The following is a 17,756-nucleotide window of genomic DNA, read 5'->3' on the forward strand; positions in this document are numbered from 1 at the left end:
TCTTTTAAATTTATTCCATGCATTAAAAAAACACAATGTTCAAACCTCCGGCCACTACTGTTAAAAATTTATTGAATTAGCAACTATTATGGAACTGCTTGACTATACTTGTTTATCGTGCGATCATATTGAGCTTATTTTGATCTTATTGTTGTACGGTGATAATTCTATGGTAACCCTGGCTCAAATAAACCAATTGCTTCAATCTTGTGATGAACTAAAAAATAAAACAGATATTCTTAAAGCATCTGGGAAATGGAGTACTGCTAAATTTATCTACTTTCCCGAAGTTTCTATTAAAAAAGATTCTTTAAATGACTATCTTTCTCAAGCTATACAAACAGATAGACAGACGCTTAAGAGTTTTGAAACATCAAAGTCCATGGCTTTAGATTTTTTACAGAAAAAGAAATACTCTGCAGCCGCTTCCAAATTACAGGAATTGATGCAAGAGCTAACTGTCGAGCATAGCTTTTTATTGGATACCTTTAATTCAACTCAATTAACTAAAAAACCAACCGTTACCTCATCCGATCTCCAAGAATTTGGCAACGTAGTTCATGATCTTTGTTGTGCAGAATTAGCCTTTCGATTCAATATTAGCGCCTATCATTATTTACTAACTACAATATTGAGTACTGCAAAAGAATTTCTTACTTCAGAAGAGAAAATCCAACATGTCGATCTTGATTCTCTTTATGCGGACGTTTCAAATAAATTCGAAACGTTAAAGGAAGTCTTAGCTGAGTATGAAGAAGTTAAAATAATCGTTAGAGGTCACCTTGATGATGTGAAAAAGGACCTGCCACCGCAGAAAAGTGGCACATTGAATGAAAGTAGAAAACCAGTTAACGAGGGAAAGAAAAAACTCAGAAACTCAATCAAAAGAGCGTCAACACGCAGTCTGACTTATGGTGTTCGCTATGACGACCCAAGGGAAGAAACTAGTTCAGATAGCCTTAGTGATGAAGAAGCGAACAAAGAAACTCCAGCAACTAATCCTGAGAGTAATTTGCCTGAACCACATCAAACTGATACTACATCAGAAAATCGTAATCTTAAGCGCACTGAGTTCGAATTAGCCTTAGGTATTCTGAAAGATAAATTAGATAAGTTATCAAAAAAGGGAGAAACAGATAAGGATTACAAAAAAGCAAAAGCTGCAGCTATGAATTTGCTGGTAGCTCTGACCCAGGCTCATAAAAATTACTTTATCGATAAAAACTCAGATTTAGCAACTTTTAAGAAAGACTGCATGGATGCAATTAAACCAGCTCGAGAAGAGTTAGCTAACCATCGTGGATGGAGTGAATTTTTACTTAATTTAACGCATGTGGTACTGTCAATCGCCACATTTGGTCTGGTTAATGTTGCCAGTGTGCTCGCTACTGGCCGCTATCGCTTTATCCCTACGGTTAAAACGGATTCTGAGCAAAAACTGGATGAATTTGCTACCGTAGTAAACAGTCTATAAAGTAATTATGTTATCTCACAGCCCTAGACATCTAAGGCTGTGAGTTATTTTCCATCCCTTTGGTGCTTCTTAATCCTCTGACTGGAATATCAATATCATAGACATAGTGCTGAATAATTTGTTTTGCTTGCTCAGAAGTCAGTGGCTTTGTCAGCGCCCCTTCCATAAAATAGTCAACGCAGTCATATTTAACCACATCCGCTTCAAAACCAGTCAAAGCAATAATGGGGACACGGTATCCCGATTTATCTTCCATTTTCCGGATTTCTTTGGAAACCACATAACCTGAGGTACCTTCAAGACCAATATCCATAAAGACAAGATCGTATTTACCGGGCTTAAACAAGCTAATTGCTTTATCACCCGAATCGGCCACATCGACGTAACAATCCAATTGCATCAATAATGCTTGTGTTGCTTTTTGTGCAATCGAATTATCTTCTACCATTAAAATTTTAGGTATCTTTTTTGAATTAACAGCCTTGGAGTGTCGCATCACTGGAACAGCGAGTGATTTAACATTGTTTTGTTGCAATTGTTCTTTTATTTTGGCTAATTGTTCTTCCATCCTTTTATAAGCAGTTACATCCGTTAAAATAACAACCAACCCTATGACATTTTTATCTTCATCCAATAGAGGTACTCTTGAGGATTCATAATATATAACATCCTCTTTAGAGCGAATAATGGGTGCTTCACCAATGTTGTAGACGGCTTCCCCTGACAATAATGCATTAATATCGTCTCGTTTAAACATCTGAATACGTTCTTCAGACCAAGGTAAAAATTCAGTCATTTCTTTATATGTCTTACCGACTAACTGATCATTATTTTCAAAGCCGACAAGATTCAAAAAATTTTTATTCGCCCCAATGAATGAACAATTTTTATCCAAAATATAAACAAGATTGGGCATTGCTGATAGAATAGCTTGACTGTATTGATGGGTAATTCCAGACTCGTCCGTGCGTTTGATATGAGACATGGCAACCATTCTCCCCAAGGTTATGATTATGCTTGTAAAAGTATAGTACATTGATAATGAATCGTGAGGCTTGTACATATATTAAAAATTCCTTGGATAGATATTTGTTCCCAAGTCATCTATCAAATTCGTCAGGACTTTGGTAATAGCTTTGTCTAGAGCAATTAGGAAATAATAATTTTTACCCTATATCATTAACAAGAGAGCATTTAGATGCTTTATACTCTCTATAGAGAAGTAGCGTTCTAATTTAAACACAATAAAAGGTTAAACTTACGTTATGGTAATTCCAGCAACTTTTACACAATTTCTTTCTGATATTGATAAGGATTATCGTCAACAGATTCAACAAATCCCTCTTTTTGATATAACGAAAACCTCTCATTGGACTAGTAAGCAAAAACATTTTTTTGCTGGTCTTTTCTATCATCTACGAGGGCATTTTATTAATTTCATGTGGTATGTGGCCAATTTTGCTAGCGATGATTACACCAAAACAATCATTCTTGAAAATATTCAGGAAGAGTTAGGATTTAAAAACCGTATTTCACATGAAAAAATGTATGAGATTTTTGCTAAAGAATGCCACCTCGACATTCATGATGAGCTTGTTAATGAGACACATTACTTACCTTTTGCCAGAGAATTTAACAATGGCCATTTACGTTGGCTCTCTACCCACGACGCGGATGAACGTCTTGCTGCTTTTGCAGCCTACGAAAGACTCGATAATATTGATTATTTCTATCTTACAGAGTTTGCAAAGTCACTAAATTTATCAAAAATTGCTACAACCTTCTTTAACGTCCATATGCATGTTGAGCACTTTGAACCTGTAGTAGAAAAATTAATTCCTATTTGGTTGGCCTCTGAAGAAAAAGTGAAGGATGCTTTTTATTTTATTTATTCACACCAACGTCAAATGTGGGAGCAATTATCGACAGCCATGCTGGATTTACAGGCTTAATCTACTTTAGGGAATTTTAAAATAAAATGGGCTTGCCCAGGCAAGCTTCCATCACACAAGATATCACCTCCTGCAGCGGACATAAGCAATTTACAATAAGCAAGTCCTACCCCGGTACCCCCTTTTCGCGTTGAATAAAATGTATCAAAAATTTTTTCTGGGTGATGAATTCCTTTAGCTGTATCTTTAAAATGTAAATAATTAAAATCCTCTCCCTCTTCTCCGGTTACCAGCCATATAGTAATCTCACCTTTTCCAGTCTCTTCAATAAAATCCAAGCTATTTTTTAGTAAATTCCATATCAAATTTTTAAAGGCCACTTCCCCTATCCATATTGAAAAATCAGTCTCCAAATTCATGTGAATTAATTTTCTTTGTTCCTTTCTAAAGGGATATTCTTCAACAGAGCGCTCCAATAGTGATTTTATTTGCATAATTTTAAAATTTTGAGTATCGAGTTTATCGCGCTGTATGTTGCTCAACTGCATGCTAATTAACTGATTACTCATCTCAATACCGCGCGTTATTTTATGGAGACTTTCTTTTAAATGTTTTCTTACTTCAGGATTCTTCAGTTTTTCAACCAACATTTCCTGCAATTCAGCTTGCAGATGAATACTGGCTAATGGGGTACGCAAATCATGGGCTATACTGCCGGCAAGTAAACGCATTCCCGAAATTTTTCCTTCATAAAGGAGCTCTCTATCACGAGCAAATAGCGCCCCAATAATAATTGCCGCAGTAAAAGTAATAATCAAGCTAAATAAAGAAACATTTCCAGGATTATACTCGGCTATATGACCAGCTATACCAAAAAAGCCAATAAAAGCGATACTCACTCCTAACACTAACAGGGCAAGCGCCCCGACAACACTGGTTACCAGGAATAAAAAGAAAATTGCAGAGACACAATTCATAAGCCACAAAGTAGAACCGTGATTAAGCAAAGTCAGGTAGGAAAAAAAGAAAGGTAGACAGAATAGTAATGCGACATACCATAGCACTGGTAATGCTCTTAGCCAGGATGAAGGCCAGAATTGATGAGTAGCTAGCATAGCACACAATGCTGTAGCGATCATTCGCAATATAAACTCTTCCGTCAACTGAAAAATTTCAAATTTCCATAAAACTCCAAAAAGGGGGAAATTAATCATCATAACAATGGCAAACAATGTAATTTGATGACTTGCCTCTTCAGTCTGTTTACTTAAGTACAGATAAATATAAAGAAGAGCTTTTTTTATTGCCCTCATAATAGCCTAGTTACTCTTGAAAAATTACATATTACCTCAGGCTCAAAGAGAGCTCTATCCTTTTCAAAATATTCTAGGCGGACTCTCCACTGAACCACTTATGAGTTTCCGTTCTGGACAAAGCTACTACGCCATGTGCTTCGATAAATGCAACAATAGCCCATCTGGCAAAAGGTTTACCAACAAGCGTTTCATTCAATTGGATTACATCATGCCAACCTGCTGATAACTTATCAGTAGGCATAATTTGTTTGAAATTACTTGAAAGCATAAAAATTGCATGGCCTTTTTTGTGTTCTACTAGCGTTAAGTCTTCAGGACAGCTACCAACACGTAATCCAGGAGAGCTTTCTGCAATTGCCAAAGTAAAAGAGCCGGCATCAAAATGAGGTTTTGCCAAATACTTTCCTGATTCCCGCCAGTCATATTTTAAGAATCGTAACAACACATGGGCATGCTCAGTATCAAAGACTTTTTTTACGAGTCCAGGAAATTTTTTATCCAAAGATTGCAAAATTTCATAGACTGTTTGGTAAGCCAAATCCCATATGGGCTTCGCTTTTAGAACAAAATCCAGCACAACTGGATTTGCATTTAAAAATTCTTCATACTTTCCAAATAAGGCTGGGTGGAAATGAAAAAAATCCTTTGAGTCATCATACACATGATCACCGGCATTTCGATGTTTATAACCGACATCCCCTCTCCGGTGAAGAGGAGCTATCGTGAAATCAATATGATTTTTGGTAGCTTCGGGTTCATCCAAAAATCTAAAAAAGGCATTTATCGCACTTTCAAAAACGACACTGTCCATTGGGAATGGGACTTGCACATAATAAGATTTCTGCAAATTTTCAAAAATCGACATGGAAGAGAACATGAGAAACCTGAATTAGAAGAAAGATACTTTTGCTAATAATAGCAAAGCAAATTTTTGCTGCACAGAAAATTCACGCCGCTTTACTCGCTCAATCTTCTACACATCTCTGAAAATGCCGTCCAGTCTTGCTTTCCAAGAAGCCCGCGAGGCGTAGACAGAGATGTGATCAAGGGATTATTCGCGATCTAAATATAACCTCGGATAAACCATGGTACGTTGAATTATAAACTTTTTCATGTGAAGTCCTTGATCCCCCACTTGATTTGTATTTTCTGTTTCGTTAATATGCGGGATGTTGCTTAAAAAAAGAACATTATGGAAGCACACCTAAGGCATGAGTTAGTTCAATTCATCGCAAGAAACGAGGACGTTATATATGTCTCTAAGTGAGATTACAGTGAATATGCCTGAAACAGAAAACCAGGTTTCAAAATGGCACAAGCAAGATACCGTTTGGATGCTCAGTCTTTATGGTACTGCAATTGGAGCAGGAACACTTTTTTTACCGATTAATGCGGGGTTAAACGGAATTTGGCCTTTAATTATCATGACGCTACTTGCGTTCCCCATGACTTACTTCTCCCATCAAGCTTTGTGCCGATTTGTCCTTTCTGGTTCTTCTTTAAAAGATGACATCACTACAGTCGTTGATGAGCATTTTGGCCGCGTGGCCGGTAAGGTATTAACCTTCCTGTACTTTTTCGCTATTTATCCCATTTTATTGATGTATAGTGTGGCAATTACCAATACCACTGAAAGTTTTATTGTCAATCAACTGGGTATGCAAGCCCCTCCCCGCGCCTTATTAGCGATTGTGCTTATTTTGGCTTTAATGGCTATCGTTCGGTTTGGTCAGCAGATTATTGTGAAATCCATGAGCTTTCTCGTCTACCCTTTCGTTAGTATTTTGATTATGCTTTCTCTTTATCTAGTTCCTCATTGGAATAATGCTATTTTTCAGCAAGGTAGTGCGATTAATGGTGAAGGGGCCCATGGATTATTAATGACGCTCTGGCTTATTATACCGGTGATGGTATTTTCCTTTAATCACTCACCTATCATTTCTTCCTTTGCTGTGGCACAAAAAAAGCAATATGGGAAAGACGCTGATGAAAAAAGTTCATGGATTCTAAGATACAGCCATGTTCTTATGGTATCGACCGTCATGCTTTTTGTATTCAGTTGTGTTCTTAGCCTTTCTCCGCAAGATCTTGCCTTGGCAAAACAGCAAAATATTTCTATTTTATCGTACCTTGCGAACCACTTTCACACACCCATGATGGCTTATATTGCCCCCTTCATCGCATTTATCGCCATTTCAAAATCATTCCTTGGACACTATTTAGGAGCCAGCGAAGGGTTACAAGGATTAATTATCAAAGGATTTGCTCACCGAAGTAACGATCTACACCCTAGAAAAATCCAGTACTTTATTGAAGGATTTATGATCATCACTTGCTGGATTGTAGCAACACTAAACCCCAGCATTCTCGGTATGATCGAAACGCTCGGCGGCCCTATTATCGCTATAATTTTATTCCTTATGCCCATGTATGCGATTGCTAAAATACCTGCAATGAAAAAATTTAGAAATCCAGTGGTAAATAGTTTTATTACTACCATTGGAGTAATAGCAATATCTGCCATACTTTACGGTTTTTTCAAATCATAATTTGTTTAACTGCGGCAGAATCTGTCGTAGTTAAACCCCCTACTTTCATTTTATTTTCCTTTGTATAAAAGCTATTAAACGAGAAGGAGGGCAATAAAAATTTTGCCCTCTAACTAGAGCCGTAAATGCTCAGTATGCTAAAATTAAAGACATAGAAGTAAATAAATTTTCCATTACTAAATGAAACCTAAATACACTGCATAAATCCATTTTGAGGATGGAAAAACTGCAAAAAAACATGGGGATAAAATTTCAAAATTGTTAGAGTGGATGAAAACTGAATCAAAAAAAAATTTTTGTACCATTAATGGTGAGATTATTGATAATAAATTGCATCGAATCATTAAAAATTTTCAATACAGTCCGCTCGATTCAATTTAGCTAAAGGAGAAGAGTATGTATGGAAAAATTTATTAATCGGCATGAGGCAGGAAGAATTTTGGCAGACCAGTTGCGCTACTACGCCCACAATCCAGATGCCCTTGTTCTAGCTTTACCTCGAGGCGGGGTGCCTGTAGGCTATGAAGTTGCAAAAACGCTGTCCCTACCCCTTGATGTCTTTATTGTCAGAAAATTAGGTGTACCTGGTCACGAAGAGCTAGCTATGGGCGCAATTGCTTCAGGGGCTACAACAATTTTTAATGAGGAAATAGTTGAAGCGTTGCATATCTCCAAGGAAGCAATTGATGAGGTTATCCACGCAGAAAATAAAGAATTAGAAAGACGTGAGCGGCTCTACCGTGGTGATCGTCCGTTCCCTGAACTTGAAGATAAAATTGTCATCCTGGTCGATGATGGCATCGCTACTGGTGCAACGATGCGTGCTGCCATTAAAGCACTAAGGAAACATAACCCTGCTCGCCTTATTATGGCGATTCCAGTTGCAGCCTATTCCACTTATAGCGAGATGGCTAATCTGGTTGACGAGATTGTGTGCCCTTTGCAGCCCCTGCATTTTTATGCGGTAGGATTATGGTATGAGGATTTTGCACAAACCACAGACGCGGAAGTGTCAGAGCTATTAGCCAGTATACCTAATGATCATCTAAAAGACATCTCGACTGTCTTATAAACCACTGTGCAAGGGAGGTTTTATGGATTATTCCCTGGATACAGAACATGACATTCTTATAACAGATAACGCTGTTTCCCTGAGCGGGTTTTTATATCTACCACATGACCCATTAGGTTTAATTTTATTTGTTCATGGTAGTGGAAGCAGCCGTTTCAGTAGCCGCAATCACTTTGTTGCCCAAGGTTTAAATAAATCGCGACTTGCCACCCTCTTATTCGATCTGCTAATGCCACAAGAAGAAGCCATTGATCTTCATACTCGTGAATTTCGTTTTAACATTCAACTTTTGGCTCAAAGATTGATAATTGCAACCAATTGGTGCTTGAATAATTTCAATTTACCTATGGGCTATTTTGGAGCCAGTACTGGTGCTGCAGCCGCTTTAATAGCCTCAACACAATCAGAACAAATTAAAGCAGTCGTTTCACGAGGGGGTAGACCTGATTTAGCCAATGAATTTTTACCACGGGTTAAAGCCCCAACTTTATTGATTGTAGGCGGTAATGACACCCTTGTCATCTCGTTGAATGAAGAGGCACTTTCAAAAATGAAATGTATTAAGCAGTTAGAGATTGTTCCTGAAGCAACCCATTTGTTCGAAGAAGCAGACACTCTCAATCAAGCAGCCCTGTTCGCAAAAAACTGGTTTGTGCGGCATTTAACGTCTGAGTCTTCGCAAACGCTTTATAAGGAAAAGACATGAATAATCAGAATCAAAAAAATTTAATTGCTATTTTAAACGACAAGATAGAACCACTGGATATACCAGAGGCTGATTATACTTCCCTCTTAAATAAAATGGGTAATGCACGTTTTGTCATGCTTGGTGAAGCCACTCATGGAACCGAGGAGTTTTATCAAAGCAGAATAGATATTACCCGGCGGTTAATTGAGGAAAATGAGTTCATGGCTGTTGCAGTTGAAGGGGATTGGCCAGATGCTTATCAAGTGCATCGTTATATCCAAAATAATCAAAATGATGAATTAAATGAGGCGGAAGAAGCACTAAAAGACTTCAAACGCTTTCCAACATGGATGTGGCGAAATACCACCATTCCTCCCTTCATTGAGTGGCTAAGAAGCTATAACAGCGATTTACCTCCTGGGAAAAGGGTTGGCTTTTATGGTCTTGACTTATATAGCCTTAATACTTCCATGCAGGCGGTAATTAGCTATTTGATGCAAGTTGACCCCGAAGCGGCACAGCGCGCAAGAAAACGTTATGCATGTTTTGATCATACCAACATTGATCCGCAAACCTATGGTTATTTAACCAACATTGGTTTAAAAAAATCTTGTATCAACGAAGCCATTGCTGTGTTGATTGAACTTCAACACCATGCTTTCAAATATATCCGGGAAGATGGACTGAGAGCCGAAGATGAATATTTTTTTGCCACTCAAAATGCGCGTGTGATTAAAGATGCGGAAACTTATTATCGCGCCATGTTTGAAGGACGGGCTTCTTCCTGGAATATTCGAGATAGACACATGGCTGAGACATTAGCCATCCTTGTCGATCATCTAGAAAATCGCTTTAATAAACCTGCAAAAATAGTAATCTGGGCTCATAATTCCCACTTAGGTGATGCTCGCGCTACCGAAATGAGTGAACATGGTGAAATAAATATTGGCCAGTTAGTAAGGGAGCAGCATGATAGAGACAGCTATACGTTGGGATTTTCTACTTATGAAGGGTTGGTCACAGCCGCTAATGAATGGGGTGAACCTCCGGAACGTAAAAAAATCGTGCCTGGATTTGAAAGCAGTTATGAAGAGTTATTCCATCAGTTAAAACATACTAATTTTTTGTTGGATTTAACCGTTGAAGATCTTGAACATTTTTTAAAAATTCCTCGTTTACAGCGTGCTATAGGCGTTATCTATCGACCAGAAACAGAACGCTTGAGTCATTACTTTTTTACTCATTTAACCTATCAATTCGATGCTATTATTCACTTTGATAAAACCACCGCCATTGTTCCTCTCGATAAAGATGCTACATGGAATGTCTATTAATTTTTTTAATTTATATACTATGCTGAAATAAATCTCACAGTAAGAGACTGCAATGAAACTGAATCATGTCATGTGTGCTTCCCAGGAAGGATTTCACAAAATTGCCTACGCAGAATGGGGCTCATCCGAATTAGGAGACTCTGCGGTGATGTGTGTTCATGGTTTAACACGTAATCGCTGTGATTTCGACCCGCTAGCCCATTTTTTAAGCAGCCAAGGGCGCCATGTATTTTGTCCTGATATTGTTGGACGCGGCGACAGTAGTTGGTTTAAAAATTCGAAATATTATAACTATCAACAATATATTGCGGATATGACCACACTTATCGCGAGAACAGGAGCTCATACAATCGACTGGATAGGTACCTCCATGGGAGGGTTGATAGGAATGGCACTTGCCGCTTTGTCAAACTCCCCTATCCGCTCTTTAGTACTCAATGATATTGGGCCGCAAATTCCCGTCCATGCACTTTGGCGTTTAGGCCAGTATGTTGGGAAAGATCCCGAATTTGTTAACAAAGAAGATGCAAAGCGTTATTTTAAAACCATCTATGAAAGTTTCGGCAATTTAAACGAAGAGCAATGGGACTACTTGACCACCCACAGCATTAAAGAACGTTCTCCTGGTATTTTTGTCGTCAAATTAGATCCCCATATCAAAGAGTCAAAATCAAGTGGTCAATTAGTGAAAGAGTTTTTTGTTAATCCCCACAGGGCTTTAGAAGGAATAGTTTTTGATGTTGATTTATGGTATTTATGGCAAAAAGTTACCTGCCCTGTGTTAGTTATTCGAGGCGAAAATTCCGATATGTTACTACCAGAACATATTAAACGGATGCAAAGAGGCCACCCTAACGTTACTGTCATCGAAATAGAAAACGCAGGACATGCCCCTATTTTATTTGAACCCTCTGAGCATGAAAAAATAGCTGCGTGGTTAACTAATAATGATGTTCTAAAAAAACCTCCACGGCCAGTTCGCATCAACGATTAGCTTGCGATGCCTTCTACACAAAGATCATGGTCCCTCTATGTTATACTTTGTAGGCAACCTGTTAGTGTCACGTTCAGGGGATTAGCTTTGTTAAAAAATATTTTTAGACATAGCTGATCTCCAATCAATAAAATCCCATCATTTGAACAAAAACAATTCTCTTTGCTCAGGGTGAAGCCGGTTATATTTATTTGATTTCCAGGCCTCTCTTCTGTAGGATCTTCACCTAATCAAAGCCATTTAGCTAAACCGACGAGAAATATCTCGAAAAACAACAATAAAAAATCCGGTTTCCATCATCAATCATTTAATGAGGTTGTTAATGAAAACAAAAATTTTATTGTTGAGTCTTTGTTGTTACCTGCATTATAAATATTTAAAGGCCTCCCAAAATAAAGTGACGTCTATTCATATAAATCTGGAAGATTTGGCGTTAACTATGGAGAGTTCATTAAATCAGACTTTACATTAATCCACGAAGGATGCATGCTTTATAAAAAGTTTTTTGACCTTTATAGGGTTTACCCTAAGTCATAAAGAAATTTATCTTCGGACAAAAAATGACAAACCGGGCTCAAGCGCATAATATTCTTGTGGTTGGCGGAGGTGCAGGTGGCCTTGAACTAGTAACCAGATTAGGAAAAAGTCTGGGTAAACAGAACAAAGCCATCATTACCTTGATTGACGAACAAGCCGTTCATTTATGGAAGCCTTTATTACATGAGGTTGCAGCCGGCTCTATGGATTCAAATATTGATCAAATCAATTATTACGCACATGCCGCTGACAATGACTATTATTATCAGCCTGGCAAAATGGAAGGCCTTGATAGAAATCAAAAAAGAATAATACTTGCGCCCTTATTAGATGAGCAGGGTAATGAACTTATACCTCGACGAACTTTAGCTTATGACACGCTGGTTATTTGTGTTGGCAGCTTAAGTAATGATTTCAATACACCAGGTGCAAAGGAATATTGCTTGTCTCTTGATAATCTTGAACAAGCCAATTTTTTTCAAAGAAAATATCTTAACAAATTACTCGCTACTCAGTATGGTTCTTCAAGTCCCACATTTAATATCGTCATTGTAGGTGGGGGGGCTACGGGAGTGGAGTTGGCTGCGGAACTGCATTTTAGTTTGCGTCAAGCAGAATATTACGGGTTAAATCATACAACGATTGCGCGGGCTCAAATTACTTTGGTAGAAGCAGCACCACAAATTTTAACCCATCTACCAGAGACAGTCACAAAAGCCGTTACAGAACGTTTAAAATCGCTGGATATTGCAGTTTTCACCCAAGAACAGGTCTTAAAGGCTGACAAAGAGGGAATCTATACCCAAAGCGGTAAATTTTTTCCTGCTGATCTCTGTGTTTGGGCTGCTGGTGTGAAAGCTCCCGATTTTTTAGCAAACCTGGATGGCCTGGAAACCGATTCCATCAATCGACTTGTTGTTAACTCCAAGCTACAAACGACACTGGACGAAAATATTTTTGCACTCGGTGATTGCGCAAACTTTATTGACCCTGATTTTGGTACCACCGTCCCTCCAAGAGCCCAATCCGCTCATCAACAGGCCACTACCTTAGCCAAGTCACTGAAAAATAAGCTAAATCATAAACCGCTTGTTGACTTTAAATATCGTGATAAAGGCTCATTAATTACCTTGAGCTGCTATGATACCTTCGGTAATCTGAAAAGTTTTTATAAGATGCAGCATTATATAGGTGGCAAAATGGCCCAGTTCGTTTATCGGTCATTATATTTTATGCATTTATCTGCTTTGTATGGGTTCTGGAATGCACTTGCAATAAAAAAGGCCAAAAAATTGCTTATTAAAACAAGACCGCGGTTAAAATTGCATTTTAGCAAATATTAAAATTAGTTTTATAAATTAGTCATATTGACAGGGAGACATTATGAAAAAGGAACCCCAAGCTAAACCAGTCTGGAATCGGGTTGCCTTCATATTTCAGGGAGGGGGAGCGTTAGGTGCGTTTCAAGTGGGAATTTACGAAGCACTTCATAATGCAGGCTATGAATTAGATTGGGTCAGTGGCATTTCCATCGGCGCTATTAACGCAGCAATTGTTGCAGGAAATAAACCAGAAAATCGAGTGCCGAAACTTAAAGAGTTTTGGCAAATTATTACCACCCCGCTGCATTTCTCATGGTGGGATGAGTATATTGAAACATTGGGTATGAGACGCTGGTATAACCAATTCCATGCGCAAGCTACCCTTCTTTTTGGGCAACCCGGTTTTTTTCAGCCACGATTAATAAATCCCCATTTTATTTCTGATGCAACCCCTGATGATATTAGCTTCTATGACACCTCCTTACTAAAAGAAACGCTGGAACGTGTTATTGATTTCGATATTCTCAATAATGGGAAAACTCGATTAACCCTCTCCGCTGTTCGCATAGACAATGGTCAACAGGTTCTTTTTGATACCAAACATCAAAAACTTTCTCCGGAACATATTATGGCCAGCGGAGCCCTGCCCCCAGGATTTCCGGCGGTTAAAATTGACGATGTGTATTATTGGGATGGAGGGGTTGTTAATAATACCCCTATTGAAGTTATTCTAAATGATCTGCCACGCGTCAGCACGCTATGTTTCATGGTGCAACTGTTTGACCCCGAAAGCAAAATGCCATCCACACTTGATGAAGTACTGTTGAAACAAAAAGATATGACGTATGCAAGCCATTATAAACGTGTTATAAAATCTTTTTGCGAAGCCCATGATTTACGTCATGCAGTTTCAGAGCTTTACAATATGCTGCCAGAAAACATTAAAAATCAGCCAAAAGCACAGGAAATACGATCGATGGGCTGCAAAACGATAATGACGTTGGTAAGATTTCATCGACATGGGTTGCATACTGATTTGTCTTCTAAAGATTATGCTTTCTCGCCGTTATCTATCCATGAAAGCATTCAACTAGGCTGTGAGCAGGCCACCAATGCCCTAGAAAAATCACCGTGGCTACAACCCGTTCCTGAAAATGTTGGGGCAGTTCTTTATGACGTAAGCCCGCATGAAGAAAAAGAAACGATTTTTAAACACGGCCATAAGAAAACCATCTCTTCTTAGCATCATTAACCACCAATCAAAAGGAGTTTGTTATGTGTACTACCCGATGTATTCTTCATGGAATTATCGCTGGTATTGTTGCTGGTGTAGTTTTCGCTATTTTCTTATTCATGGGCGGTATGATTGAAACACTGGGAACAGTGATTAATATGCCTACCAAAATGGGGGGATTATTAGTTCATGCAGCTGTCAGCATTATTGCCGGTATTGCTTTTGCACTTATCTTGGGATGGCTCATCCACTCCTGGTTAGCAGCTATTATTTGGGGATTATTGTTTGGTCTTGCAATGTGGATTGTTGGTCCAATGACTTTACTCCCCTATCTCACAGCAGGGACGCCTTTATTTTCTAAGTGGACTTTTGTAGACATTAAAGCCAACGTTCCCCCTTTAGTCGGCCATCTAATTTATGGCTTTGTATTAGGGATTGTTTTTTATGCGTTAAAAAGGAAGGCTTAAGAGAGTCATGGTTATAACATTAGGCTTGGTCGCGAAAAGCATTGCGAATAAGCCTAATGCCTCCCTAATTGTACTATGGTATAAACCTTGCTTCTATTGCTTCGATTATTTAGAGCTTAATCAGGGGATTTCATGCGTATACTTATCGTAGGTGCCGGTATTGCAGGTCTAACTTTAGCTGCCTTGCTTAAACAACGAGGCATTAAAAGTGAAATTATCGAGCGACAACCCGATTTTGCTCATAGTGGTTACATGTTAGGACTCTATCCCTTAGGCAGTAAAGTGTTGTATGGTTTAAATTTAATGCAGCATTTTCTGGAAGCAACCACAGCTGGTGACACTTACGTGATGTGCAGCGGTGACGGTTCTGTTATTCAAGAATTAGCATTTCACCAGCTCTTTACTAATTATGGACCTTACCGTTGCTGTTCACGCAAGGCATTAATTGAAACCTTAATGAACGGTTGTGAAGGGTTAACGATTAAATTCAATACCACAATACAAACTCTTAATCAGTTTAATGCTAAAGTTCATGCAATTTTGACGGATGGGACTCAAGGCGAATATGATCTCGTGGTGGGCGCCGATGGCATGCACTCCAGCGTTCGAAAACTGATTTTTACACCCAAGGACTATCAATATTACGATACTGGCTGGGGTGGTTGGGTATGGTGGTCTAATGATGAAAAACTGAATGAAAATGAAATAAGAGAATTTTGGGGGGCAGGTAAGTTTTTCGGTATTTATCCTATCAAGGATAAATTTGGAGTGATTGCCGCAGGCCCCTCACCTAAGAAAGAAGCAAAGCTTTATCCTGGCCGTGCTGAAGATATTATAAGGCGCTTTCCAGAACTTCATAGTCTATATCCAAACATTTTTTCACAAATACCTGCAGATGAAGATGAGTCATTTTTTTATTGGCCTTTAAGTGACGTGCGCTCTACCCATTGGTATAAAGATCGCATTGTACTTTTAGGTGATGCCGCAGCAGGTTTTTTACCCACAGCAGGAATCGGTGCGTCAATGGCTATGGAATCGGCTGCAGTGTTGGCAGAAGAACTATCAAGGACCGACACTACTTATCTTCACTGGGCGTTGTCGCTTTATCAAAAACGTCGACAACAAAGAGTGGAAAAAACCCAAAGCGATTCGCGTCAATTAGCAAAATATATGTTCGTAGAATCAAAGTTTTGGGCAAATTTGAGAAACAAATTATTAAAATACTATTCCCTTAAGAGTATGGCTAAAGAGATTGATAAAAGCTTTCAGGAGCCTATTTAATTGATTTGTTACGCAAATGACCGAATTTATTATTATCTAATTCCTTCATTGATGCTTATAGTTACCATTTTTATTGAATGGCAACTGATCCTTTCCATTAACCATTCTTTTTTCAGTTACTCTCTTGATGACCCCTATATTCATTTATCCTTAGCTAAATATATTGGCATGGGTGAATACGGTTTTAATAGAGGTGAATTTTCCAGTCCATCATCGAGCATACTCTGGCCTTTCTTACTTGCCCCTTTTTCTTATTTCTCTTTTTTTGAGTTTGTTCCTCTCTTCCTTAATAGCCTTATTTCCTGGTTTATTTTGCTTGTCTTTATTTCTGTTTGTTTATCCGTAGAGACTGCTCAACAAAAAATACAATGGAGAAATATAGTACTTTTTTGCTTGCTAATTCCTTCGCTAAATTTAATTGGTCTTATATTTTCAGGGATGGAGCATTCTCTGCAAATGTTTTTAAGTGTACTTATTATGGCGGGACTTATCGAAGAAAACAAAACTCAACGTTTCCCACGGTGGTTAGCGCTTGTTATTATCTTAGCGCCTTTGGTGCGCTATGAAACCTTAGCCCTGTCCGTACCCGCTTTGATTTTATTATTTTACAGAGGACACCGAAAAAAAGCATTGTATGCAGGCCTTCTTATGTTGAGTTTTTTAGGGCTTTTTTCCCTTTTTTTATATTCTATTGGCCAACCGCCTTTAACAGCTTCCGTTTTACTTAAAATCGATTTTGGATACAACGCTTCCTGGGATGAAAAATTATTGGAAGGACTTAGTATAAATTTGACACAGCGTCAAGCTTTAATCTTTCTCATGCTCGCATTTATTTTAATAGTCATCATTGCCTTCTCCAACCTGGCTACTGCAAAAAAACAATTATTAATGATTGCTGCTTCGGCTTTGATACTTCATTTGGGTTTGGGTAGATTTAACTGGTTTCATCGCTATGAAGTTTATCTCTATGCAGCTGTATTATTATTGATTTTTTACCTTTATTTTGAGAATTACCATAGCCTTAAAAATCCTGTTTTATGGTACATAACTTTTGTTGGCGGTCTTATTTTTAGCAGTTATCCCTATTTTACAGTATTGGTAAGTTTGCCAAAAGCAACCAACAACATTTATCAACAGCAATTTCAAATGAGAAGATTTGTCCTGGACTGGCTTAAAGCGCCGGTCGCTGTCAATGATATAGGTTGGATTTCTTTCAATAATCCCTACTATGTTTTAGATCTTTGGGGATTGGGGAATTATGAAAGCTATCTAAAAAGAAGAAACGAGAAAAATCCCATGTGGATGGATGAGGCTGTAAAAAAAGCGGATATTAAGCTGGTTATGCTATACAACAATTGGTTTTATACGCTACCTAGGAACTGGGTATTATTAGGTTGTTTATCTTTTGCAGGCTCTCGCGTCTCAGCGGCAAACAAAACGGTTTACTTTTATGCTACTGAACAAAATTATATTCCAGAACTTAAACAATTAATTCATTCTTTTATAAAAACCTTGCCGCAGGAAGATAAGTTTAGCTTTGATTGTAAATAATTTTTTAAAAACCTAACTGTTACATCAAAACAAGTAGTTTGGATG

15 protein-coding genes are annotated in these 17,756 nt (G+C 38.2%); 12 read left to right on the top strand and 3 right to left on the bottom strand.

Features of this window, described 5'->3' with window-relative positions:
- Window positions 1-88: 88 nt before the first annotated feature.
- Complete coding sequence (locus tag Ljam_RS03705) at window positions 89-1,474, top strand: hypothetical protein (protein ID WP_058448780.1); 1,386 nt, start codon at window positions 89-91, stop codon at window positions 1,472-1,474.
- Window positions 1,475-1,505: 31 nt separating this feature from the next.
- Here Ljam_RS03705 and Ljam_RS03710 read toward each other — a convergent pair whose 3' ends face one another.
- Entirely contained in the window at window positions 1,506-2,459 is a 954-nt protein-coding gene (locus Ljam_RS03710; RefSeq protein WP_238583689.1) for a response regulator, read from the bottom strand.
- Between the two features lie 280 nt (window positions 2,460-2,739).
- On the opposite strand from Ljam_RS03710, the gene Ljam_RS03715 reads away from it, so the two are divergent.
- Window positions 2,740-3,426 carry an iron-containing redox enzyme family protein gene (locus Ljam_RS03715; RefSeq protein WP_058448782.1) on the top strand — a complete coding sequence of 229 codons (687 nt, stop codon included), beginning with the start codon at window positions 2,740-2,742 and terminating at the stop codon, window positions 3,424-3,426.
- On the opposite strand, the gene Ljam_RS03720 is transcribed toward Ljam_RS03715, so the two are convergent.
- A complete protein-coding gene (locus Ljam_RS03720; protein WP_058448783.1) occupies window positions 3,423-4,679 on the bottom strand; it encodes a sensor histidine kinase in 1,257 nt (418 codons plus the stop codon). The two genes, Ljam_RS03715 and Ljam_RS03720, sit on opposite strands and share 4 nt — an antisense overlap.
- A 73-nt stretch (window positions 4,680-4,752) precedes the next feature.
- Window positions 4,753-5,547, bottom strand: a complete 795-nt coding sequence (locus Ljam_RS03725; protein ID WP_131762358.1) for a hypothetical protein — start codon at window positions 5,545-5,547, stop codon at window positions 4,753-4,755.
- Between the two features lie 388 nt (window positions 5,548-5,935).
- Between Ljam_RS03725 and Ljam_RS03730 the strand changes: the two genes are divergently transcribed.
- The 10 genes from Ljam_RS03730 (at window position 5,936) to Ljam_RS03775 (ending at window position 17,711) form a co-directional block, all read left to right on the top strand.
- Window positions 5,936-7,231: an aromatic amino acid transport family protein gene (locus Ljam_RS03730; RefSeq protein ID WP_058448785.1), complete on the top strand. Its 1,296-nt coding sequence runs from the start codon at window positions 5,936-5,938 to the stop codon at window positions 7,229-7,231.
- Between the two features lie 400 nt (window positions 7,232-7,631).
- Window positions 7,632-8,303 carry a phosphoribosyltransferase gene (locus Ljam_RS03735; protein WP_058448786.1) on the top strand — a complete coding sequence of 224 codons (672 nt, stop codon included), beginning with the start codon at window positions 7,632-7,634 and terminating at the stop codon, window positions 8,301-8,303.
- 22 nt (window positions 8,304-8,325) lie between these two features.
- Window positions 8,326-9,009, top strand: a complete 684-nt coding sequence (locus Ljam_RS03740; RefSeq protein WP_058448787.1) for a dienelactone hydrolase family protein — start codon at window positions 8,326-8,328, stop codon at window positions 9,007-9,009.
- On the top strand, window positions 9,006-10,325 hold the full coding sequence (locus Ljam_RS03745; RefSeq protein WP_058448788.1) for an erythromycin esterase family protein: 1,320 nt from the start codon (window positions 9,006-9,008) through the stop codon (window positions 10,323-10,325). The genes Ljam_RS03740 and Ljam_RS03745 overlap by 4 nt, the downstream gene beginning before the upstream one ends.
- Window positions 10,326-10,377: 52 nt before the next feature.
- Window positions 10,378-11,319: an alpha/beta fold hydrolase gene (locus tag Ljam_RS03750; RefSeq protein WP_058448789.1), complete on the top strand. Its 942-nt coding sequence runs from the start codon at window positions 10,378-10,380 to the stop codon at window positions 11,317-11,319.
- Window positions 11,320-11,879: 560 nt separating this feature from the next.
- The gene (locus tag Ljam_RS03755; RefSeq protein ID WP_058448790.1) at window positions 11,880-13,199 is read left to right on the top strand and encodes an NAD(P)/FAD-dependent oxidoreductase; all 1,320 of its coding nucleotides are present in this window, start codon (window positions 11,880-11,882) and stop codon (window positions 13,197-13,199) included.
- 40 nt (window positions 13,200-13,239) lie between these two features.
- Window positions 13,240-14,421: a patatin-like phospholipase family protein gene (locus Ljam_RS03760; RefSeq protein ID WP_058448791.1), complete on the top strand. Its 1,182-nt coding sequence runs from the start codon at window positions 13,240-13,242 to the stop codon at window positions 14,419-14,421.
- Between the two features lie 32 nt (window positions 14,422-14,453).
- Complete coding sequence (locus Ljam_RS03765) at window positions 14,454-14,879, top strand: hypothetical protein (protein ID WP_058448792.1); 426 nt, start codon at window positions 14,454-14,456, stop codon at window positions 14,877-14,879.
- Between the two features lie 132 nt (window positions 14,880-15,011).
- Window positions 15,012-16,160 (top strand): FAD-dependent oxidoreductase, encoded by a 1,149-nt coding sequence (locus Ljam_RS03770; protein ID WP_058448793.1) that lies wholly within the window; start codon window positions 15,012-15,014, stop codon window positions 16,158-16,160.
- Window positions 16,161-17,711: a hypothetical protein gene (locus Ljam_RS03775; protein ID WP_058448794.1), complete on the top strand. Its 1,551-nt coding sequence runs from the start codon at window positions 16,161-16,163 to the stop codon at window positions 17,709-17,711.
- Window positions 17,712-17,756: the final 45 nt, after the last annotated feature.

This window comes from Legionella jamestowniensis (assembly GCF_001467745.1).
Taxonomy (GTDB): Bacteria; Pseudomonadota; Gammaproteobacteria; order Legionellales; family Legionellaceae; genus Tatlockia; species Tatlockia jamestowniensis.

Coding starts and splice junctions, on each gene's coding strand:
- Ljam_RS03705 (WP_058448780.1), top strand. CDS start 89: ATGGAACTGCTTGACTATACTTGTTTATCGTGCGATCATATTGAGCTT.
- Ljam_RS03710 (WP_238583689.1), bottom strand. CDS start 2,459: ATGTCTCATATCAAACGCACGGACGAGTCTGGAATTACCCATCAATAC.
- Ljam_RS03715 (WP_058448782.1), top strand. CDS start 2,740: ATGGTAATTCCAGCAACTTTTACACAATTTCTTTCTGATATTGATAAG.
- Ljam_RS03720 (WP_058448783.1), bottom strand. CDS start 4,679: ATGAGGGCAATAAAAAAAGCTCTTCTTTATATTTATCTGTACTTAAGT.
- Ljam_RS03725 (WP_131762358.1), bottom strand. CDS start 5,547: ATGTCGATTTTTGAAAATTTGCAGAAATCTTATTATGTGCAAGTCCCA.
- Ljam_RS03730 (WP_058448785.1), top strand. CDS start 5,936: ATGTCTCTAAGTGAGATTACAGTGAATATGCCTGAAACAGAAAACCAG.
- Ljam_RS03735 (WP_058448786.1), top strand. CDS start 7,632: ATGGAAAAATTTATTAATCGGCATGAGGCAGGAAGAATTTTGGCAGAC.
- Ljam_RS03740 (WP_058448787.1), top strand. CDS start 8,326: ATGGATTATTCCCTGGATACAGAACATGACATTCTTATAACAGATAAC.
- Ljam_RS03745 (WP_058448788.1), top strand. CDS start 9,006: ATGAATAATCAGAATCAAAAAAATTTAATTGCTATTTTAAACGACAAG.
- Ljam_RS03750 (WP_058448789.1), top strand. CDS start 10,378: ATGAAACTGAATCATGTCATGTGTGCTTCCCAGGAAGGATTTCACAAA.
- Ljam_RS03755 (WP_058448790.1), top strand. CDS start 11,880: ATGACAAACCGGGCTCAAGCGCATAATATTCTTGTGGTTGGCGGAGGT.
- Ljam_RS03760 (WP_058448791.1), top strand. CDS start 13,240: ATGAAAAAGGAACCCCAAGCTAAACCAGTCTGGAATCGGGTTGCCTTC.
- Ljam_RS03765 (WP_058448792.1), top strand. CDS start 14,454: ATGTGTACTACCCGATGTATTCTTCATGGAATTATCGCTGGTATTGTT.
- Ljam_RS03770 (WP_058448793.1), top strand. CDS start 15,012: ATGCGTATACTTATCGTAGGTGCCGGTATTGCAGGTCTAACTTTAGCT.